The organism is Frigoribacterium sp. CFBP 13707 (genome assembly GCF_014842245.1).
GTDB lineage: Bacteria > Actinomycetota > Actinomycetes > Actinomycetales > Microbacteriaceae > Frigoribacterium > Frigoribacterium endophyticum.
Map to the genome: position 1 here is coordinate 269,226 of NZ_JACYVL010000001.1, position 20,501 is coordinate 289,726.

The following is a 20,501-nucleotide window of genomic DNA, read 5'->3' on the forward strand; positions in this document are numbered from 1 at the left end:
CCCCCGAAGGGCCGTCAGACCGTCACCTCGTCCCGCAGGTCGGAGGCGAGGGCGACCGTGCGGGACTGCGCCGGGCGACCCAGCGCCCGGAACTCCCAGCCCTTCGCACGGTAGTCGTCGGCGTCGAGGGCGTGGCGCCCGTCGACGACGCGTCGGTGGCGCACGAGCTGCGCCAGGTCGTCGGGGTCGGCGTCGCGGAAGACCTGCCACTCGGTGAGGAGGGCCACGGCGTCGGCGTCGACGACGCAGGCCATCATGCTCGACGCGTAGGTGAGGTCCGGGTAGAGGCGGTGCGCGTTCTCGTTCGCCTCGGGGTCGTAGACCGTGACGGTCGCCCCCTCGAGGTAGAGCATGCGCGCCACGTCGAGCGCCGGGGCGTCGCGGACGTCGTCCGAGTTGGGCTTGAACGCGGCGCCGAGGCAGGCGATGCGCTTGCCGGCGAGGTCGCCGCCGACCATCTCGCGGATGAGGTCGACCGTGCGCACGCGGCGACGGTTGTTGATGCTGTCGACCTCCTTGAGGAAGGAGACCGCCTGGCCCACGCCGAGCTCGTCGGCGCGGTGCGCGAAGGCACGGATGTCCTTCGGCAGGCAGCCGCCGCCGAAGCCGAGGCCCGGCTTGAGGAAGCGGCCGCCGATGCGGGAGTCGTACGAGAGCGACTGCGCGAGCAGGTTGACGTCGGCGCCGGTGGTCTCGCAGACCTCGGCCATCGCGTTGATGAACGAGATCTTCGTGGCGAGGAACGAGTTCGCGGCGACCTTGACGAGCTCGGAGGTCGCGAGGTCGGCGACGACCAGGGGCGTGCCCTCCTCGAGCACGGGCGCGAACGCCGCGGAGAGCTGGCGCTCGGCCCACTCCGACTGCACGCCGAAGACGAGGCGGTCGGGGTGCATGGTGTCCTGCACGGCGAAGCCCTCGCGGAGGAACTCGGGGTTCCAGGCGAGCTCGAGCTCGGCGCCGAGCGGCGAGAGCGACTGCACGAGCTCGGTGAGGCGGCTCGCGGTGCCGATCGGCACCGTCGACTTGCCGACGAGGAGCGCCTTGCGGGTGATGCGCTTGGCGAGCTCGCCGAAGGCCGAGTCGACGTAGCGCATGTCGGCGGCCATCGAGCCGGGCGTCTGCGGGGTGCCGACGCAGATGAAGTGCACGTCGCCGAACTCGGCGGCGGCGTCGAAGTCGGTCGTGAAGGTGAGGCGGCCGCTGTCGAGCGCCTCGCGGAGCTTCTCGGGCAGGCCGGGCTCGTAGAACGGCACGGTTCCGGCGGCGAGGGCCTCGACCTTGGCGACGTCGACGTCGACGCCCATGACCTCGTAGCCGAGGACGGCCATGCAGATGGCGTGGGTGGCGCCGAGGTAGCCGGTGCCGACGACGGTCAGGCGGGGCTTCTCGACGATGGGCAGCGGGGCGGAGCGGGTGATCGGGTCGGACAAGGGGTGCCTCCAGGCGGGTGTGGGTGAGCGGACCGTGCCGAGCGGTTCAGGTGCCCGGCAGGGTCACAGGAGGACGCCGTCGCCGGGCGTTCAGGGCGCCCGGCGGGGCGCGGTGCTGCGTTTCGGGCGCAGCGGGGGTGCATCGCGGGTGCGGTGCGGGTGGAGCACGGTGATCCGTGGTGCAGGTGATCGGGCGTGGCGGGTGATCTGGTGGTGCGGGCGGTGCGGGTGGTCAGGCGGTGCGGGTGATCGGGTGGTGCGGTCGGTGGCCCGTGGGGGCGGGGAGGGGCCGGGGCCCCGGAGGCGCGGGCAGGGTCAGCGCGCGCACTCCACGTTCCAGTCGCCCTCGCCGGCGCCGGAGACGGTGTTGTCGCACATCACGCGGTTGCCGAGCTCGGGGGTGAGCGAGAAGCCGAAGCCGGGCCCGTCGACCGCAGCCGTGTTGCCGCTGAAGACGTTGTCGGTGCCCCAGCCCTCGAGGAGCTCGTGGGTCTGGAAGCCGTCCATCGACGACGCGGTGCCGGTGTTGCCCTCGATGGTCCAGCCGTTGCCCTTGACGTCGACCCAGGAGTCGCCCTCGGTCAGCGAGGCGCCGTCGAAGCTGTTGCCGCGGACGACGCCGCCCGTGGTCCCCTCCTTGATGTCGATGTTCTCGGCCGTCGTGTCGGAGATGGTGTTGCCCTCGATGACGTTGCGGTCGGAGGTGTCGGGGTCGCCGCCGGTGATCTCGCCCCAGTTGTTCTTCGAGGAGCCGATGTAGATGCCCTCGCCGAACTTCTCCTTGCGGTTGCCGGTGTCGCTGATCGTGTTCGACGACACGACGTTGTCGGTGCTGCCGTCGCGGAGGTGGACGGCCTCGTCGCCGATGTGGTTCACGGTGAGGCCGGTGATCGTGCTGCCCACGGTGCCGTCGGCCATCAGGCCCTTCTGGCCGTTCGTGATCGTGAACCCCTCGAGGTGCCAGTACTCGGCGCCGTCGAGGTGCATCACGTAGCCCTTCTCGACGTCGTCGCCGTCGAGCACGGCGTCGGCCGAGCCGCAGAGGGCGATCGGCTGGTCGGCCGTGCCCGACTCCGACGCGACGAAGTTGCCGACGTAGGTGCCCGGCTCCAGCTGGATCACGTCGCCGGGGGCGGCGTCGGTGAGGGCCGAGGTGAGCTCGTCCGCCGAGGCGACCGAGACGGTCGCGTCCTGGCAGACGTCGCTCGCCGTGGCCGGAGCGGCCGGGGCGCGGGTGGCGCTCGGGGTGGGCGACGCCTCCTCGAGGGGCGCCGAGGTGGCGCCGGCGGACGGAGCCCGTGACGCGCCTCCCTCGTCGTCACGACCGACGCCGATCGCCGTCACCGCGACTCCTCCCACGATCACGCCGGCCAGCACGAGGCCGGTCGCGGTCAGGGCGGGGTGCTTGCGGAACAGGTCGATCATGCGGTGCTTCCTCGAGGGGTGGAGGGCGGGCCGACCTCGTCGCGCGAGGCCTCCCCGCGGGTGAAGGTCGACAGCGGCGCGAGGTTCGCGTAGGGGTGGACGAACCCGCGGCGGTTGCGGCCGACGCTGGTGATTGCCGTGACGAGCAGGATGAGGCCGAGGCTCAGCCACATGATGGTCAGCGGCTGGAAGATCGACCGCAGGATCACGCTGAGCGGCTTGGTGCTGCGCCAGTCGCTGTCGTCGTTGTCGGCACGGACGGCGCCCTCGGTGCGGGCGGTGTCGATGGCGCTCGGGCCGCGGCCCGACACGACGTTGTCGCTGATGCTCGACCGGCCGGTGTCGCCGATGAGGGTGATGGCGTGGTTGCCGACGTCCTCGACGGTGTTGCGCGAGATCGTCGCGCCGGCGTCGCGGAGGTAGATGCCGATGTCGCCGCCGGAGATCGTGTTGCCCTTGATCGTGCCGCCGGTGCCGGCGTCGCGGAGCGCGATGCCCTGCAGCGCCGACTCCTCGATGGTGTTGTCGGTCAGGGCGACCTTCTCGGCGCCCTGGCCCACGACGATGCCGACCTCGTTGCCCGTCAGCGTGTTGCCGTCGACCTCGATGTCGGTGCCGCCGATGACCTCGACGCCGTAGCGGGCGTTGTCGCTCGACTTGCTGTTCGACAGCGAGTTGTTGCCGTAGACGCCGGTGGGCATGCCCGTCGCGCTCGGGCCCTCGGCGAGGGCGCGGCCGTTCATGGTGATGCCGTTGTGGCCGTTGCCGGTCGCCGTGAGGCGTTCGAGAACGATGCCCGAGGAGGCGCGGTTCACGTCGAACCCGTCGAGCGCGTTCCCGGTCGAGGTGGTGTTCTCGACCTCGCTGTTCGACACGTTGCGGTGGAAGACCATGCCGTCGACGAGGCTGTCCTTGATGGCACTGTCGCGGACCACGACGCCGTCGGCGCTGGTGACGAACAGCCCGAAGGCGTTGCCGTCGAAGGTGACGTCGCGGACCATGGCCGAGACGTAGCTGTAGCCGCTGAGGTCGGGGTCCATGTCGAGCACGCTGGCCTCGTCGGTCGGCAGCAGCTCGGTGCCGAAGACCTCCGTGCTGGCGTCCTCCTCCGCGGCGGCCGCGGCGGCCGCCTCGTCGCTCGCGCTGGCGTTGGTGCCCTTGCGGGCCAGGGTGTCGGTGCCCTTGTCGGGGATGTCGGTGCCCGTCATCGAGACGCCGCCCGTCATGCCGCTCCAGAAGCCGAGGTCGGTGAAGAACGCCTTGCTGAGCTCGGCGCGGCCGCCGACGACGCGGATGTAGGCGCGGCCGTCGGAGGTGTCGGTGTCGACGGCCCCGGCGTCCGGGTCCCAGCTGCTGATGCGCGTGGGCTCGTCGTAGGTGCCGGCCACGACGAGGGAGCCGCCGAGGGTGACGATCGACGTGAACGCCTCCGAGTTCGACTGGAGGTGCAGCGTCAGGCCGTCCTTGTCGCTGAGGTCGAGCGTGGCGCCGTCCTCGACGACGATGTTCTCGCTGAGGAGCCAGCTGCCGTCGGGCTCGCGGCGGAAGGTGCGGGGCGCCAGCTCCTCCAGGTCGCTGAGCGTGTACGGCGCGTCACGGGCGACGAGCACCAGCGTGTAGAGGTTGCCGGTGGCGAGGCGGTACGGCTTGTAGTGCGCGACGCCGCTCCAGTCGGCGGCGTTCGCGATGGCCCGCACCTCGATGAGGCGGCGGTCCTCGGTGGCGGAGACCTGCGCCTCCGCCTCCGGGTCGCCCTCGTACGACTCGACGCCGCTGGCGTCCAGGCGCTCGGAGGTCGGCTCGGACGAGCTCGACGAGCTCGGCTCGGGCGACGCGGCGGAGGCGGTGCCCGCCCCGGTGAGGGCGATGCCGCCCGCCACGACGGCGGTGACGAGGACGGCGGAGGCGCAGCTCAGCACGGTGCGGCGGCGGAGGACGGTCATGCGGTCACCTCCTGGGCGACGGGAGCGGTCTGGGCGGCGACGGGCTGGGCGGGGACGTGCTGCGCGGGGACGGGCTGCGCCGTGGCCGGCTGGACGTCCGCGGTCGACGCCGCGACGGGCACGCCGACCGGCGGCGAGACCGGGGCGGGCGGCAGCGCGCCGTGGCGGCCGGCCGGGGTGACGGCCTCGTCGGCCGGGACTCCCTCGTCGGCCGGGACTCCCTCGTCGGCCGGGCCGGCGGCGTAGGCCGCCTCGCTGACGAGCGACGACGCGGTCTGGCCGTCGCCGCCGATGCGGTCGGCGTGGCGGGTCAGCCAGCCCTGCTTGTTCATCGTGATCAGAGCGAAGACCTTGATCGGCAGCGAGATGAAGATGACCACGAAGGCGACGACGGGGAGGATGAAGATGTCACCGGGGTTGCGCTTCAGGTGCGAGAACCCCCGCACGCCGCGGCTGAGCAGCACCCAGGCGAGCGTCGCGCCGATGCCGAGCGCGGTGCCGTCGATGCGACTGAAGGCGAGGTAGCCGACAGTGAGGCCCATGGTGACGGGCGTCAGGATGATCTGCATGACCGTCACCTTGGTGACGAAGGGCACCTTCCAGAGCCAGCCCTTCGCGATCGCCGTGAAGTAGGTGCGGTACGAGTTGCGGCTCCAGCGGACGCGCTGCTTGACGAAGGCGCTGAACGTGTCGGGGAACATCGACAGGGCCTTGGCCGACGACTGGTGCACGGTCTTGTAGCCGCTGGCGAGGACGAGCCAGGTGAGGCGCCCGTCGTCGCCCGAGATGCAGCGGCGGCCGAGGAAGAACTCGTTCTCGAGGTTCTCGAGCACGGGCATCACGGCGGAGCGGCGGTAGACGGCGGTGCGGCCGGAGATGATCGCGACGGCGCCGGCGGCGCCCATGGCGGGCACGTAGTTGTAGTACCGCAGGTTGACCAGCCAGTCGGCCACGCGCCTCCACACGCTCGTGCGGCGCTGGTACACGTTCTGCTGCGTGCTGACGCCGCCCACGAGCGGGTCGGCGAACGGCTTCTGCGCGTTCTCGAGCAGGCCCGGCGTCCACGACGTGTCGGAGTCGGTGAGGAAGAGGATCTCGCCCTGGGCCCGGCGGATGCCGGCGCCGAGCGCCGATCGCTTGCCGACGTGGTGGAAGAGCACCGGGGTCACGCGCGGGTCGCCGAGGGCGATGATGCGGTCGTACGCCTCGGTGTCGATCAGGTCGAGGACGATGATGATCTCGTCCGGCCCCTGCTCGCGCCACGTCTGGAGGCAGCGCATCAGGATGTCGGGGTCCTCGTGGTACGACGGCACGACGAGCGAGGTCGTCGAGCGGAAGTCGCTCTCGATCGGCTTCGCGCGGGCCGACAGGATGACCCGGTAGAGCCAGAGCAGCCAGACGATCGTGCCGGCGATGGCGATGGGGAAGTAGGGCTGGACGGTGGTGAAGACGTCGACGACGGACTGCCAGTTCAGGGCGATCTGGAAGTCGGTCGACAGAGCTGTGCCAAGGCGCATGGGTGGCGGGTCCTCGATCGGGGTTCGGGTAGGCGCACCGGTGGCCGACAGCCTCGATGAGGCGTGCCGCGGTCGGCGACCCCCGGGAGGGGCCGCCGACCGGTGAACGACCTCTCGCGAGGTGCGTGTGGTGACCGTGTCGGGATCGGAGGGAGTTCGGGCTCCCCCCGCACGGAGCGTCGAGGTTCGGGCCTCGACGCTGGGGTACCGGCGTCTGGTGCTCAAAGTAGGGACAGCGCTGTGACCACGTCAAGACTGTGCTGTGAGCCGGGCCGCGAACCATCCGCGGATGACCCGCGACCCCCGAACGGGTGATCCCTCCCCCTTCGGGGTACACGACCCTCACGTGAGGGGAGGATACCCGGGAGTATCGGCCGGATGGGGGGCACGGCGGGGTACGGATCCGGTCCCCCACGGGCCGTCGATCGGGAGCGGCGTGTACCCCGGCGGTCGTCCCCCGGTCCAGCTCCCGGATCGGCCCTCGTCAGCCGCGGGCGGTCGCCTCAGAGAGGCCCGACGCCGGGCTCCGACCCATCCGGGTGCCTAGTTGTTGAAGCGGAACTCCACCACGTCGCCGTCCTGCATGACGTACTCCTTGCCCTCGATGCGGGCCTTGCCGGCCGAGCGCGCCTCCGCGATGGAGCCGGTCTCGACGAGGTCCTCGAACGAGATGACCTCGGCCTTGATGAAGCCCTTCTCGAAGTCGGTGTGGATCACGCCGGCCGCCTGCGGGGCCTTCCAGCCCTTGCCGATGGTCCAGGCGCGGGTCTCCTTCGGGCCTGCCGTGAGGTAGGTCTGCAGGCCGAGGGTCTCGAAGCCGATGCGGGCCAGCTGGTCGAGGCCCGACTCCTCCTGGCCGGTCGACGCGAGCAGCTCGGCCGCGTCGTCCGGGTCGAGGTCGATCAGCTCGGACTCGATCTTGGCGTCGAGGAAGACGGCCTCGGCCGGCGCGACGAGGGCGGCCAGCTCGGCCTTCTTGGCGTCGTCGGTCAGGATCGACTCGTCGACGTTGAAGACGTAGATGAAGGGCTTCGCGGTGAGCAGCCCGAGCTCGCGGATCGGCTCGAGGTCGATGCCCGACGCCGACAGGGCCTCGCCGCGCTGCAGGGCGTCGCGGGCGGCGACGGCGGTCTCGTGCGTGACCGGCTCGACGCGCTTGAGGCGGAGCTCCTTCTCGTAGCGCACGATCGCCTTCTCGACGGTCTCGAGGTCGGCGAGGATCAGCTCGGTGTTGATCGTGCCCATGTCGCCCTCGGGGTCGACCCGGCCGTCGACGTGCACGACGTCCTCGTCGACGAAGCCGCGCACGACCTCGGCGATGGCGTCGGCCTCGCGGATGTTGGCGAGGAACTTGTTGCCGAGCCCCTCGCCCTCGCTCGCGCCCTTCACGATGCCGGCGATGTCGACGAACGACACCGGCGCGGGCAGCGTCTTCTCGCTGCCGAAGATGTCGGCGAGCACCCGGAGGCGCGGGTCGGGCAGGTTGACGATGCCGACGTTCGGCTCGATGGTCGCGAACGGGTAGTTCGCCGCCAGCACCTGGTTCTTGGTCAGGGCGTTGAACAGGGTGGACTTGCCGACGTTGGGCAGTCCGACGATCGCGATAGTGAGAGCCACGGTCAGCCATCGTACCGGCGCGGGGCCCGACGCACCGCCCGGAGCCGGGGAGGCGCGGGCCGGGCCGGCGACGTCGGGGGTGCGTGAGAGCATGGCCCGGTGCCCATCGACTTCACCGCGATCGACTTCGAGACCGCCAACGCGAGCAGCGCGTCGGCCTGTTCCGTCGGCCTCGTCAAGGTGCGCGACGGCGTCGTCGTCGACAAGGTCGGCTGGCTGATCAAGCCGCCCGCCGGCCACGACGCCTTCCTCGAGTGGAACACCCGCATCCACGGGATCGTCGCCGACGACGTCATCGGCGCCTTCGAGTGGGAGGAGCAGTTCGACCTCATCGCCGACTTCGCCGGCATCGACGTCTTCGTCGCCCACAACGCCGGGTTCGACATGGGCGTCATCCGCGCCGCCTGCCACGCCACGGGCATCCACCCGCCCGACTGGGCCTACCTCTGCAGCCTCCAGGTGGCGCGCAAGACGTACGCCCTCGACTCCTACCGGCTCCCGATGGCGGCCGCCGCCGCGGGCTTCACGGGCTTCTCGCACCACGACGCCCTCGCCGACGCCGAGGCCTGCGCGGCCATCGTGACCCACGCGGCCGCGGTGCACGGCGCCGACGACCTCCGGCAGCTCGCCGAGGCCTCGCGCGTGACCATGAAGCGCCTCACACCGCTGTCGGGGGCTGCTGCGACACTGCGGGCATGACCTCACCGATCGCCGTCGTGGCCCTCGTCGTCCTCTCCCTCGCCGTCGGCGTCGTGCTGGGCGTGCTGGCGACACGGGCACGGTCGGTCGAGTCGACGGCCCGTCTCTCGGCCGACCTCGCCGGCGCCCGCGCCACCGTCGAGGGGCACCGCGAGCGCCTCGCCGACCTCGACGAACTGCACCGCCGCCAGTCCGCCGACCAGGAGGCGCGCCTCCGTGAGTTCCAGGACCGCCTGCGAGACGTCCGCATCGCCGAGGCCGAGCGCACCCGCTCCGAGGGCCAGGTCATGACCGCGCTCAGCCCGGTCGCGCAGAGCCTCGCGGCCGTCCAGGCCAAGGTCGCCGAGCTCGAAGAGCAGCGGGCGCACCAGTACGGCACCCTGAGCGAGCAGCTGCGCAGCGCCGTCGAGTCGGAGGAGCGACTCCGGAGCACGGCGGAGTCGCTGGCCAGCGCCCTGCGCTCCAACAGCACCCGAGGCGTCTGGGGCGAGACCCAGCTGCGCAACGTGGTGCAGGCGGCCGGCCTGATCGAGCGGGTCGACTTCGACCTGCAGTCGAGCATCAGCTCGGACGCCGGTCAGGGCCGCCCCGACATGGTGGTGCACCTGCCCGGCGGCAAGTCCATCGCCGTCGACGCCAAGGTGCCCTTCTCCGCCTACCTCGAGGCGAGCACCATCCCGGCCACCGCCTCCGGCGAGGAGGCGGCCCGCCGCGACCTGCTCGTCAAGCAGCACGTGAAGGCCCTCCGGGCGCACGTCGACGCCCTCTCGGCGAAGACCTACTGGGCGGGGCTCGACTCCTCCCCCGAGCTGGTCATCGCCTTCATCCCCAGCGAGTCGCTCGTGTCGTCGGCCCTCGAGGCCGACCCCGCCCTGATGGACTACGCCTTCCAGAAGCGGGTCGCGCTCGCCTCACCCGTCACGCTGTGGTCGGTGCTCAAGACGGTGGCCTTCAGCTGGCAGCAAGACGTCGTGACCACGGAGGCGAAGGCCCTCTTCGACCTCAGCCGGGAGCTGCACGGCCGCCTCGCCACGATGGCCGGCCACGTCGACAAGCTCGGCCGGTCCCTGCGCGGGTCGGTCGTCGACTACAACCGCTTCGTGGGGTCGCTCGAGCGCACCGTCCTGCCGTCGGCCCGGCGCCTCAGCGTGCTCGACGAGTCGACGGTGCTGGCGGCCCCCGCAGTTGTCGAGGAGGTGCCCCGCGACCTCACCGCGCCCGAGCTGACGGCGGCGCTCGACGAGGCCGAGCAGCGCGACGGGCAGCGCCAGGACGAGCACCAGCACGACAGCCTCTGATCCCCCGCGAGCGGCGGCGCGGGGCAGACGGAGGGGCCGGGGCGAACACGTCGCCCCGGCCCCTCCGTCTGTCACTCGGTGACTAGGCGTTCTCGCCGTACCACTTCGAGACCAGGTGGTCGGCCTCGACGCGACGGATCGTGCCGGAGTGCGAGCGGAGCACGATGCTCGAGGTGCGGATCATGCCCTGCTTGCGCTTGACGCCCGCGACGAGCGCGCCGTCGGTGACGCCCGTGGCGACGAAGTAGGCGTTGTCGCCCTTGACCAGGTCGTCCTGGTCGAGCACGCGCGTGAGGTCGTGACCGGCGTCGATGGCCTTCTGGCGCTCCGCGTCGTCCTTCGGGGCGAGGCGGGTGAGGATGAGGCCGCCGAGCGCCTTCACGGCGCACGCCGTGATGATGCCCTCGGGGGTGCCGCCGATGCCGACGCACATGTCGATGCGCGAGTCGGGGCGGGCCGCGTTGATGCCGCCGGCCACGTCGCCGTCGAGCAGCAGGCGCGTGCCGGCGCCGGCGGCGTGGATCTGCTGGATGAGGTCCGCGTGGCGCGGGCGGTCGAGGACGGCCACCTGGACGTCCTCCACGGCGAGGCCCTTGGCCTCGGCCAGGGCACGGATGTTGTCGCCGATCGGGCGGTCGAGGTCGATCACGCCGATGCCCTCCGGGCCGGTGACGATCTTGTCCATGTAGAACACGGCGCTGGGGTCGAACATGCTGCCACGGTCGCTGACCGCGATCACCGAGAGGGCGTTCATGCGGCCGGCGGCGGTGAGGCTCGTGCCGTCGATCGGGTCGACCGCGATGTCGCAGGCGGGGCCGAAGCCGTTGCCGACGTGCTCGCCGTTGAAGAGCATCGGGGCTTCGTCTTTCTCGCCCTCGCCGATGACGACGACGCCGTCGAAGGCGACGGTGCCGAGGAACTTGCGCATCGCGTCGACCGCGGCGCCGTCGGCGGCGTTCTTGTCGCCCTTGCCGATGAAGGGGGCGGAGCGGATCGCCGCCGCCTCGGTGGCCCTCACCAGCTCCATGCCGAGGTTGCGGTCAGGGTGCGAGTAGAGGTTCCCGGAGGACGAATCAGCCATTCCTCGAGTATACTCGCCACGCCTTCCCCTCACGGCTGTCATGCGATATGTTCTCACCCGGCATGAGGCATGCATGCCCGACCGGAAGGCCTCCCTTGACCCCTCTCTCCTCTCCCCTCACCCGCGGGGTGACGGCAGCCGCCGTCGCCGCTGCGCTGATCGCGGCGGCCACCGTCCCCGCGGTCCCCGCCCGCGCCTCCTCACCGCCTCCCCCCGAGCCCGGGGGGCCGTCCACGACGGCCCTGCCGAGCGAGCGCTCCGAGGTCTCCGCCGACGGGCTCCGGCTCAGCGTGGCGGTCTCGTCGGACGGCCTCGGGCGCTTCAGCGACGACGACCGGCCCGGCGGCGACAGCGGTCCGCGCAACGGCGTGGTCCGCACGGCCGACGCCGTCGTCTACGCCGTCACCGTCGGCACCTCGGAGGGGTCAGCCACGGGCGGGGTGCGCCTCACGGCCGCCGAGGGCACCAGCTGGGCCGGGGTCCCCGACGAGTGCTCGGCCGGCTCGGCCGTCGTCGGCGACGTGCTGAGCTGCGAGCTCGGCACGCTGACCGGCGGTGCCCGGACGGTCAGCGCCGTTGCGTCGGTCTCGACGGCGCTGCCGCACGCGGCCGTGCTCGAGGCCGGGGTCGAGGCCCACGCCGTCGGGCTGGAGCCGGTCGAGGTCACGGCGCCCGCCGTCACCGTCTCCGCCGCCCCGCGCTTCGACGTGTCGATGTCGCGCACCGTGCCGGCGTTCTCGCCGTCGCTCGGCGCCGACGGCACGACGCCCGGCTTCTCGATCGTCTACCCGCTGCAGGTGCACTGGGAGTCGCTCGTCGAGGGCGGCGGACTGCTGGGCTACGAGCAGCTCGCCGACGGCATCACGCTCGTCGACGACGTGTCGCGCATGTACGGCTCGTCGCCGAGCCCCGCCGTGCTCCACTCGGTCGACGGCGCCCCGGCCTGCGGTGTGAACACCGGCCAGATCGCCGCCGCGCCGGGCGGCGTCGGCGGCGGAGAACGGGCGGTCGTCGACTCCGGCACCGTGACCTGCGAGCAGGCCGCCCCGGGCGAACCCGTCTCGATCACCGTCAGGGGCACCGACACGAGCCTCGCCTCGGTGCCGACCCGCAGCGTGTCGGGCGGGCAGATCGCCGGCGGCGTCGTGCCCTACGTCGTCTCGGCCTACGTCAGCCTCTGGGTCCCGGCCCCGCCGCTCGGCCAGTCCTTCACGGCCCGCAACACCTACCGCGACGTCGCCGCGACCTCCATCAGCGGTCGGGCCAACTACGACGGTGAGCCCGAGCCCGACCACGACAACTCCGTCGACCGGAACGTCAGCCAGAACGCCGGCGTCGGGGGCGTGACCCGCTACTACGGCTGGGACGCCGAGCGCTCCGCGTCGTTCCCGTTGTCGGGCAAGAACGACCTCCCCTACGTCACCCCCGCCCAGTCGATCCTCAGCAGCACGAGCCTCAACAACCGCGGCGTGGGCCCGTGGGGCGACACGGTCGTCTGCTCCGTCTTCGACAACACCGTGCAGACGCTGCGCGAGAACGCCCCGGGGTCGTGGGCGGCCAGCAACAGCGTGGGCACGACCGGCCGGCCGGAGTTCGCGGCCTTCGCCGGCGGCGACCAGGAGGCGGCCCGCAGCGCGACCTGCGACGACGACGACCTGGAGTGGCACGCCGACCCGCTCGACGTCGAGGGCGGCGCGGCGGCCGTCGGCGCCGTCCGCTGGTCGTACGACCACCCGGCCACGACGACCATCGGCTTCAACGTGCACCTGACGGTCGCCCCGCGGCTCGAGAACGACACCCGCGTGCGGACCTTCTCCAGCATGCGCACGTCGACCGACGGCGAGTGGACCCACGACCGTGCCGACGCGGAGAGCGCGAACGGGCCGTGGTCGGACTTCCTCACGACGACCAGCAACACCGCCCGCATCACGAGCGCGGTCGTCGACCCCGGCCACGACGCCGGCGACACCCCCGACCAGAGCGCCTTCGTCACGGCGGGCGGCACGGTCCGCTACGCCCTGTACCCGTCGGTGACGAACGCCAGCGACGACCGGGTGGCCGAGGTGGTGACGGTGCGGGACGTCCTCCCCGCCGGCGCCGAGTTCGTCCCCGGGTCGAGCTCGCCGGAGCCGGTGGTCGACGAGGTCGAGATCGACGGCGAGGCCCGCCAGCGGCTGACCTGGCGCTTCGACCCGGTGGAGGTCAACGCGACGATCGCGCCCCTCGTGTTCGACGCTCGCTTCACGAGCACGCGCGCGGGGGTCGAGGCCCTGAACCGCGCGACGATCGAGTCGAGCCGTGACGTGTCGGCGCCGTCCTTCCGCACCTCCGACCGGGCCCTCCAGGTGCTCGCCGGCAGCGGCTTCGACACGGAGGAGACCGTCGACCACCCGGTGCACGTCGTCGGCGACGAGGTGGTCTTCACGCTCTCGTACCGCAACGTCGGCTCCGAGGCGCTGCCCTCGAGCTCGTTGATCAGCACGCTGCCCCACCCCGGCGACGGCACCACCACCGCAGCGACGCAGCCTCGGCTCGTCGCCCCGGTGGCGGCGGACGGCGACACCGAGACCGTGAGCTACACCGGCGCCCCCTCGGCCGACGTCCACACCGACCCCGCCCACGGGTCGAACCAGCCGGGAGGCGCCACCACCTGGTGCCTCGAGGCGGAGCTCGGCCGGGCCGGCTGCCCCACGGGGCTCGACGACGTCACGGCCGTGCGCGTGCACCGTGACGGCCCCGTCGAACGCGGCGGCTCGGTGGAGCACGAGCTCGTCCTGACCGGAGCCGACGACTCCGCCGACTCCGACGTCTGGGCGTCGACCTTCGCCCTCCGGGTCGCCGGCATCGACTGGGCCACGACCTCGAACCGGGCCAGCACCCGGGTCGCCGCGGGCACGCTCGGCCACCGCGTCTGGACGGACGTCGACGCGGACGGCGTCCGCGGCGACGACGAGCCGGGTCGGCCCGGCCACCCGGTGCTGGTCACCGGCAGGGACGACCGCGGCGACCTCGTCTCGCGGGCCGTCGAGACCGACGCGCTCGGTCGCTGGTCGACGACCGGCCTGCGCCCCGGCGACTACCGCGTCGACGTGGGCGCGGTGCCCGGCGGGTGGACGACCCTCCGGGCCGGCGACGACCCCGAGCGCGACTCCGACGTCGACGCCGACGGGCGGGCCGTGGTGACGGTGAGCCGCGTGCTCGACGCCAGCGGTGCGCTCACGGGCGTCTCGCGACACGACCACGTCGACGCGGGGGCGCTGGCCGACCCGGTCGAGCCGCCCGTCGTGGAGCCCCCGGTCGTCGAGCCCCCCGTGGTCGACCCGCCCGTGGTCGACCCGCCGACCGACGAGGGCGGCGCCTCGACCTCCCCCGGGGCCGACCCGGAGGAGCACCTGACGGCCGGGGCGCAGGAGCCCCGACCCGCCGTCCTGGCGTTCACCGGAGCACCCCTCGTGCTCGGCCTGACGGCGCTGGCCGCCCTGCTCGCCCTCGCCGCCGGGGGCGTCGTCCTCCTCGCCCGTCGACGCTGCGCGGAGCGGGACGACAGCACGCCGAGCTCAGTCTGAGGCGACCCGGCGGAGGGTCGGCACCCCCGGGTGTCGACCCTCCGCCGGCGCCTCCCGGGCCTGGGCCGACGCCGGGCCCGCTGACTAGGCTGGGCCGAGCAGAGCCGCACCCGCACCACCGAAGGAGAAGCCATGCCCGTCGCCACCCCCGAGCAGTACGCCGAGATGCTCGACCGAGCGAAGAAGAAGGGGTTCGCTTACCCCGCCGTCAACGTGTCGTCGTCGCAGACGATCAACGCGGTGCTCCAGGGCCTCACCGAGGCGGGCAGCGACGGCATCATCCAGGTGACGACCGGCGGTGCCGACTACTTCGCCGGCCACACCGTCAAGAACCGCGCCGCCGGGGCGATCGCCTTCGCGAAGTTCGCGACCGAGGTCGCCAAGAACTACCCGATCACGGTCGCGCTGCACACCGACCACTGCCCGAAGGACGCCCTCGACGGCTTCGTCCTGCCGCTGATCGCCGCCTCCGAGGAGGAGGTGAAGGCCGGCCGCAATCCGCTCTTCCAGTCGCACATGTGGGACGGCTCGGCCGTCCCCCTCGACGAGAACATCTCCATCGCGGAGGAGATGCTGAAGCGCACGGCCGCCATCAACGCCATCCTCGAGGTCGAGATCGGCGTCGTCGGCGGCGAGGAGGACGGCGTGCAGCACGAGGGCACGAACGACGCCCTCTACACGACCGTGGGCGACGTGACCCGCGTCGTCGAGGCGCTCGGCCTGGGCGAGAAGGGCCGCTACATCGCCGCCCTCACCTTCGGCAACGTCCACGGCGTCTACAAGCCCGGCAACGTCAAGCTCCGCCCCGAGCTGCTCGGCGAGATCCAGCAGGGCATCCAGGAGCGCTTCGGCACCGCCGAGAAGCCCCTCGAGCTCGTCTTCCACGGTGGCTCGGGCTCGTCCGACGCCGAGATCTCCGAGGCCGTCTCGAACGGCGTCGTCAAGATGAACCTCGACACCGACACGCAGTACGCCTTCAGCCGGTCGATCGCCGACACCGTGCTCAAGAACTACGACGGGTTCATCAAGGCCGACGGCGAGGTCGGCAACAAGAAGCAGTACGACCCCCGCGCCTGGGGCAAGGTCGCCGAGTCCGCCATGGCGGCGCGAGTCGTCGAGGCCACGCGGCAGCTGGGGTCGTTCGGCCAGTCGGGGAGCTGACCCGCGACTCCCCCGTGACGTCACGACGCCCCGTCGGCTCAGGCCGGCGGGGCGTCGTCACGTGCGTGCCCCGGGTCGACCGGGGCGGCGGGATCAGGGCCGGCTGCCCGCGTCCATGACCGACTGCACGAAGGCCGCGTCGCCGAGCACCACCGAGAAGACGGCGATGACCTGCACGGCGGTCACGAGCACGCCCGCGGCGAGAGGCACGAAGAACGAGAGACGGCCGGCGCGCAGTCGGCGCAGGGACCACCAGAGCATCACGACGAAGACGACCAGCGAGGTCACCGCGATCACGGCGCCCGCCGTCTGCAGGCCCGCCTGCGACGTGAACGTGTCGACGTCGTAGCCGCTGCGCCGGAGCAGGTCGAGCAGGGTCGCCGAGAAGTTCGGCACCAGCACGACGTTGCCCACCACGTTGTAGACGGCGAGGCCGATCAGCGCGAGGGTCGCGATGCGGTCCACCCGGCGCCCCGTGCTCAGGGCAGCAGGAGTCGCGGGGCCCGCCGTCGAGGCGGTCTGCGTCACCGGGGCTGCGCCCGGCCGGGCGTCCACGGCCCGCGACTCAGCGGCCTTCGCCGCCAGCTCTGCCTCCCGCGCTGCGGCCGCGTCGGCCACGGGGCTGACCCAGCCCTCGGGCGCGTACTCGCCGTACCGCGGGCGGGGACGGGCGTCGCGGGGAGCCGACGACTCGTCGGTCATCGGGTCCGTCCGCCGAGGGCCCGGCTGTCGACGGCGCCGGTGGAGTCGGTGCGGAGCTCCTTGGGCAGCGAGAACATGAGGTCTTCGTGGGCCGTGACGACCTCGGAGACGTCGAGGTAGCCCGCGTCGGCCAGGTCGTCGAGGACCTCCTTGACGAGCACCTCGGGCACCGAGGCGCCGGAGGTGACGCCGACGGTCTCGACGCCGTCGAGCCACTCCTGCTTGATCTCGCTCGAGTAGTCGACGCGGTACGCGGCCTTGGCCCCGTGCTCGAGGGCGACCTCGACGAGGCGCACGCTGTTCGAGCTGTTGGCCGAGCCCACGACGATGACGAGGTCGGCCTCGACCGAGACCTTCTTGATGGCGACCTGACGGTTCTGCGTGGCGTAGCAGATGTCGTCGCTCGGGGGGTTCTGGATGGAGGGGAAGCGCTCGCGAAGGCGACGCACGGTCTCCATGGTCTCGTCGACGCTGAGGGTCGTCTGCGACAGCCAGACGAGGTTCTCGGGGTCGTCGACGACGAGGTCGTCGACCTCGTCGGGGTTCTGCACGAGGGTGGTCCGGTCGGCGGCGTGGCCCATCGTGCCCTCGACCTCCTCGTGGCCGGCGTGGCCGATGAGGATGATGTGGCGGCCCTGCGACCCGAAGCGGACCGCCTCGCGGTGCACCTTCGTGACGAGGGGGCACGTGGCATCGATGGCCTGCAGGCCGCGGTCGGCCGCGCCCTGCACCACCGCCGGCGAGACGCCGTGGGCGCTGAAGACGACGTGCGACCCCTCGGGGACCTCTTCGACCTCGTCGATGAAGATCGCGCCCTGGCTCTCGAGCGTCGAGACGACGTGGACGTTGTGGACGATCTGCTTGCGGACGTAGACCGGCGAGCCGTAGTGCTCGAGGGCCTTCTCGACGGCGATCACGGCGCGGTCGACGCCGGCGCAGTAGCCGCGGGGAGCGGCCAGCAGCACGCGCTTGCGTCCGGCGACGGGGGTGTCCCGTAGCCTGTTGCGCACGGCGGGCACGCGGGGGGTCGGGAGGTCGACGGCGAGCGCGCCGTTCGTGATGTGGGCCACCAGGAGAGTGTAAGGCGCTCGACTGCCGACCCACTGGGAGCGGGGCACGCCCCGCGCCGCCGACCGAGCACCGACCACCACCCACGACCACCGGGAGCAGCATGACCATCGTCACCCCGCCGCCGACCGCCGAGGCCCCCTGGCCGGTGGGGCTGCTCGCCGCCAAGGTGCGCGACTGGATCGACCGCCTCGGCACGGCGTGGGTCGAGGGCGAGATCACGCAGTGGAACGTCTCGGGGGGCAACGTCTACGGCAAGCTCAAGGACCTCGAGCAGGACGCCACGATCTCGTTCTCGATCTGGTCGAGCGTGAAGTCTCGGGTGCCGGCCGACCTCAAGCAGGGCGACCGCGTCATCGCCGCGGTCAAGCCGAACTACTGGGTCAAGGGCGGCTCGCTCACCATGCAGGTGTTCGACATGCGCCACGTCGGGCTCGGCGACCTGCTCGAACGGCTCGAGCGGCTGCGCCGCCAGCTCACGGCCGAGGGGCTCTTCGGCGCCGACCGCAAGCGCCCGCTGCCCTTCCTGCCGCAGTGCATCGGCCTGGTGACCGGTCGCGACAGCGACGCCGAGAAGGACGTCCTGCGCAACGCGCAGCTGCGCTGGCCGTCGGTCGCCTTCCGGGTCGTGCACGCCGCGGTGCAGGGCGACCGGATGGTGGGCGAGGTGACCGCGGCCGTGCAGCAGCTCGACGCCGACCCCGAGGTCGACGTGATCATCGTCGCGCGGGGCGGCGGCGACTTCCAGAACCTGCTCGGCTTCAGCGACGAGGGCCTGGTGCGCGCCGTGGCGGCGTGCACGACGCCGGTGGTCAGCGCCATCGGGCACGAGGCCGACCGGCCGCTGCTCGACGACGTCGCCGACCTCCGTGCCTCGACGCCGACCGACGCCGCGAAGCGCGTCGTGCCCGACGTGTCGGAGGAGCTCCAGCGCGTGCAGCAGGCCCGCACCCGCATCGGCCAGCGGCTCACCTCCCTGGTCTGGACCGAGATCGACCGGCTCGAGCAGCTCCGCAGCCGCCCGGTGCTCGCGTCGCCCCAGACCCTCGTCGACGTCCGCGCCGACGAGGTCGTGCGGGCCGTGGCCCGCGGCGAGGAGCTGCTCGCCCGGGCCGTCGAGCGCGCCCACACGCGCGTGTCCGAGCTGACCGCGCAGCTGCGGGCCCTCTCGCCCCAGGGCACCCTGAGGCGCGGCTACTCGATCGTGCAGCTGCCGGGCGGCGGCGTGCTGCGCGAGCCCCACGACGCACCGGCCGGGGTCGAGCTCGTCGTCACCCTCGAGGGAGGCGCGGTGGGGGCCGTCAGCACCGGCGCCTCCTCCCCAGGCCCGTCGCCCTCCCCCGCCGGCGCGGGCCAGGGCCCCGCCGTCAGCTCTGCTCGGTAGCATGGTGCCCGTGACCACGACCCCCTCCGACTCCCCCGCGGCCAGCGCCGACTCCGCTCCCGACGTCTCGTCGCTGAGCTACGAGCAGGCCCGCGACGAGCTCGTCCGCGTCGTCGCCGAGCTGGAGCAGGGCGGGTCGACGCTCGAGCGGTCGCTGGCCCTGTGGGAGAGGGGCGAGGCCCTGGCCCGCCGCTGCGAGGAGTGGCTGATGGGCGCCCGCGAGCGCCTCGAGGCCGCTCGCCGCCAGGTGACCGCCGAATGAGCGGCGAGGGCAGGGGCCGACGCCCGAAGGAGCCCCGCGTCGTCGCCGAGCTCGGCCGCCCCGAGACGCCCGACGAGACGGCCCGGCGCAAGGCGGAGAACACCCGCAAGCACTACGCCAACCAGACGGCGAAGAACCTCACGCTCTCGATCCTCGCGTCGCTCGGCATCGTGCTGTTCCTCGTGCTCGTGGTCGTCCGCCCCGGCGGCACCGTCAACCGCCAGGTGATCGACTACCGCAGCGTCGCCGAGCAGTCGGAGGCCAGCGTCGACGTGCCGCTCGCCTCCCCCGCCCTGCCCGACGGCTGGTCGTCGAACCGTGCCGAGATCGACACGGGCACGGCCGACGGCGTCTCGACCTGGTACGTCGGCCTGATCACCCCGGCCGACCAGTTCATCGCCCTCGAGCAGGGCATCGACGCCAACGACACCTGGGTCAGCGCCGCCGTGCAGACGGCCGTGCCGAACGGCACCACGACGATCGGCGGGCTCGACTGGCTGGTCTACGACCAGCGCGACGCCGACGACCCCGGCAACTACGCCTACAGCCTGACGACCACCGTCGACCGCAGCTCGTACGTGCTGCACGGCACGGCCGACGACACCGAGTTCGAGACCCTGGCGACCGCCCTCGCCGAGCAGATCGCCGACGAGACGAGCACCCGATCGTGACCTCCCCCGAGACCGCCGCCACGCCCTCCGCCCCCGAGCACCTGACCCCCGGCCAGGCCTGGCAGCGCATGGCCGACGGCAACGACCGCTTCGTCGCGAACAGCCCCGAGCACCCCCACCAGGACAGCGACCGGCGGTCGCTGCTGGCCGGCGGCCAGGAGCCCGTCGCCGCCCTCTTCGGCTGCGCCGACTCGCGCCTCGCGGCCGAGATCATCTTCGACGTCGGCCTCGGCGACCTCTTCGTCGTGCGGAACGCCGGCCAGGTCGTCGGCGACACCGTCATCGCCTCCCTCGAGTACGCGGTCTCGGTGCTCAACGTGCCGCTCATCGTCGTGCTGGGGCACGACAGCTGCGGCGCGGTCGCGACGGCCATCGAGTCGATGACCTCCACCGCGCCTCCCGGGTCGCGGTTCCTCGGCGACCTCGTCGACATGATCGTGCCCTCGGTGCGCCGCGCCACGATCGACCTCGAGCCCGGGGCCGTGCTCGACCCCCGCTCGGTCGGCAAGCTGCACATCGAGGCCTCCGTCGAGACGCTGGTCGGCCGCTCGGCCCTGGTCGCGACGGCGATCGCCGAGGGGCGGCTGGCCGTCGTCGGGGCGAACTACGACCTCGCGAACGGCCGCGTCGACCGCTCGGTCGTCATCGGCCGCCTCTGAGACCACCCCCGGCGAGCC

16 protein-coding genes are annotated in these 20,501 nt (G+C 72.5%); 8 read left to right on the plus strand and 8 right to left on the minus strand.

Going from position 1 to position 20,501, the window contains the following annotated elements:
• Window positions 1-14: 14 nt before the first annotated feature.
• From IFT45_RS01230 to ychF, 5 genes are all read right to left on the minus strand, one after another.
• Window positions 15-1,430 carry a UDP-glucose/GDP-mannose dehydrogenase family protein gene (locus tag IFT45_RS01230; protein WP_255354163.1) on the minus strand — a complete coding sequence of 472 codons (1,416 nt, stop codon included), beginning with the start codon at window positions 1,428-1,430 and terminating at the stop codon, window positions 15-17.
• 315 nt (window positions 1,431-1,745) lie between these two features.
• Window positions 1,746-2,855 carry a nitrous oxide reductase family maturation protein NosD gene (locus IFT45_RS01235; protein ID WP_192046128.1) on the minus strand — a complete coding sequence of 370 codons (1,110 nt, stop codon included), beginning with the start codon at window positions 2,853-2,855 and terminating at the stop codon, window positions 1,746-1,748.
• Window positions 2,852-4,798 carry a right-handed parallel beta-helix repeat-containing protein gene (locus IFT45_RS01240; RefSeq protein WP_192126282.1) on the minus strand — a complete coding sequence of 649 codons (1,947 nt, stop codon included), beginning with the start codon at window positions 4,796-4,798 and terminating at the stop codon, window positions 2,852-2,854. Before IFT45_RS01240 ends, IFT45_RS01235 begins: the two co-directional genes overlap by 4 nt.
• Window positions 4,795-6,315, minus strand: a complete 1,521-nt coding sequence (locus IFT45_RS01245; protein ID WP_197982101.1) for a glycosyltransferase — start codon at window positions 6,313-6,315, stop codon at window positions 4,795-4,797. The genes IFT45_RS01240 and IFT45_RS01245 overlap by 4 nt, the downstream gene beginning before the upstream one ends.
• Before the next feature lie 543 nt (window positions 6,316-6,858).
• Window positions 6,859-7,932, minus strand: a complete 1,074-nt coding sequence (ychF, locus tag IFT45_RS01250) for a redox-regulated ATPase YchF (RefSeq protein ID WP_056058897.1) — start codon at window positions 7,930-7,932, stop codon at window positions 6,859-6,861.
• Between the two features lie 99 nt (window positions 7,933-8,031).
• On the opposite strand from ychF, the gene IFT45_RS01255 reads away from it, so the two are divergent.
• Window positions 8,032-8,631, plus strand: coding sequence for an exonuclease domain-containing protein (locus tag IFT45_RS01255; protein WP_167259848.1), 600 nt, complete (start codon window positions 8,032-8,034; stop codon window positions 8,629-8,631).
• The gene (gene rmuC, locus IFT45_RS01260; RefSeq protein WP_192126284.1) at window positions 8,628-9,929 is read left to right on the plus strand and encodes a DNA recombination protein RmuC; all 1,302 of its coding nucleotides are present in this window, start codon (window positions 8,628-8,630) and stop codon (window positions 9,927-9,929) included. The genes IFT45_RS01255 and rmuC overlap by 4 nt, the downstream gene beginning before the upstream one ends.
• Window positions 9,930-10,011: 82 nt before the next feature.
• Here rmuC and glpX read toward each other — a convergent pair whose 3' ends face one another.
• Complete coding sequence (gene glpX, locus IFT45_RS01265) at window positions 10,012-11,010, minus strand: class II fructose-bisphosphatase (RefSeq protein ID WP_056056650.1); 999 nt, start codon at window positions 11,008-11,010, stop codon at window positions 10,012-10,014.
• 95 nt (window positions 11,011-11,105) lie between these two features.
• Between glpX and IFT45_RS01270 the strand changes: the two genes are divergently transcribed.
• Together IFT45_RS01270 and fbaA are read left to right on the plus strand one after the other, a co-directional pair.
• Complete coding sequence (locus IFT45_RS01270) at window positions 11,106-14,576, plus strand: SdrD B-like domain-containing protein (RefSeq protein WP_192126286.1); 3,471 nt, start codon at window positions 11,106-11,108, stop codon at window positions 14,574-14,576.
• Window positions 14,577-14,708: 132 nt separating this feature from the next.
• Complete coding sequence (gene fbaA / locus IFT45_RS01275; protein ID WP_056056655.1) at window positions 14,709-15,737, plus strand: class II fructose-bisphosphate aldolase; 1,029 nt, start codon at window positions 14,709-14,711, stop codon at window positions 15,735-15,737.
• Between the two features lie 93 nt (window positions 15,738-15,830).
• Here the strand turns inward: fbaA and IFT45_RS01280 are convergent, their stop codons facing one another.
• Together IFT45_RS01280 and IFT45_RS01285 are read right to left on the minus strand one after the other, a co-directional pair.
• Complete coding sequence (locus IFT45_RS01280) at window positions 15,831-16,439, minus strand: DUF6264 family protein (RefSeq protein WP_192126288.1); 609 nt, start codon at window positions 16,437-16,439, stop codon at window positions 15,831-15,833.
• A complete protein-coding gene (locus tag IFT45_RS01285) occupies window positions 16,436-17,509 on the minus strand; it encodes a 4-hydroxy-3-methylbut-2-enyl diphosphate reductase (protein ID WP_192126290.1) in 1,074 nt (357 codons plus the stop codon). The genes IFT45_RS01280 and IFT45_RS01285 overlap by 4 nt, the downstream gene beginning before the upstream one ends.
• Before the next feature lie 101 nt (window positions 17,510-17,610).
• Here IFT45_RS01285 and xseA point away from each other — a divergent pair, with 101 nt between their 5' ends.
• From xseA to IFT45_RS01305, 4 genes are all read left to right on the plus strand, one after another.
• Window positions 17,611-18,891 (plus strand): exodeoxyribonuclease VII large subunit, encoded by a 1,281-nt coding sequence (gene xseA / locus IFT45_RS01290; protein ID WP_192126291.1) that lies wholly within the window; start codon window positions 17,611-17,613, stop codon window positions 18,889-18,891.
• A gap of 1 nt (window position 18,892) precedes the next feature.
• Window positions 18,893-19,153 carry an exodeoxyribonuclease VII small subunit gene (locus tag IFT45_RS01295; protein ID WP_056056660.1) on the plus strand — a complete coding sequence of 87 codons (261 nt, stop codon included), beginning with the start codon at window positions 18,893-18,895 and terminating at the stop codon, window positions 19,151-19,153.
• Complete coding sequence (locus IFT45_RS01300; RefSeq protein ID WP_056056663.1) at window positions 19,150-19,824, plus strand: DUF4245 domain-containing protein; 675 nt, start codon at window positions 19,150-19,152, stop codon at window positions 19,822-19,824. Before IFT45_RS01295 ends, IFT45_RS01300 begins: the two co-directional genes overlap by 4 nt.
• A gap of 68 nt (window positions 19,825-19,892) precedes the next feature.
• Entirely contained in the window at window positions 19,893-20,483 is a 591-nt protein-coding gene (locus IFT45_RS01305; protein WP_056058904.1) for a carbonic anhydrase, read from the plus strand.
• Window positions 20,484-20,501 lie beyond the last annotated feature (18 nt).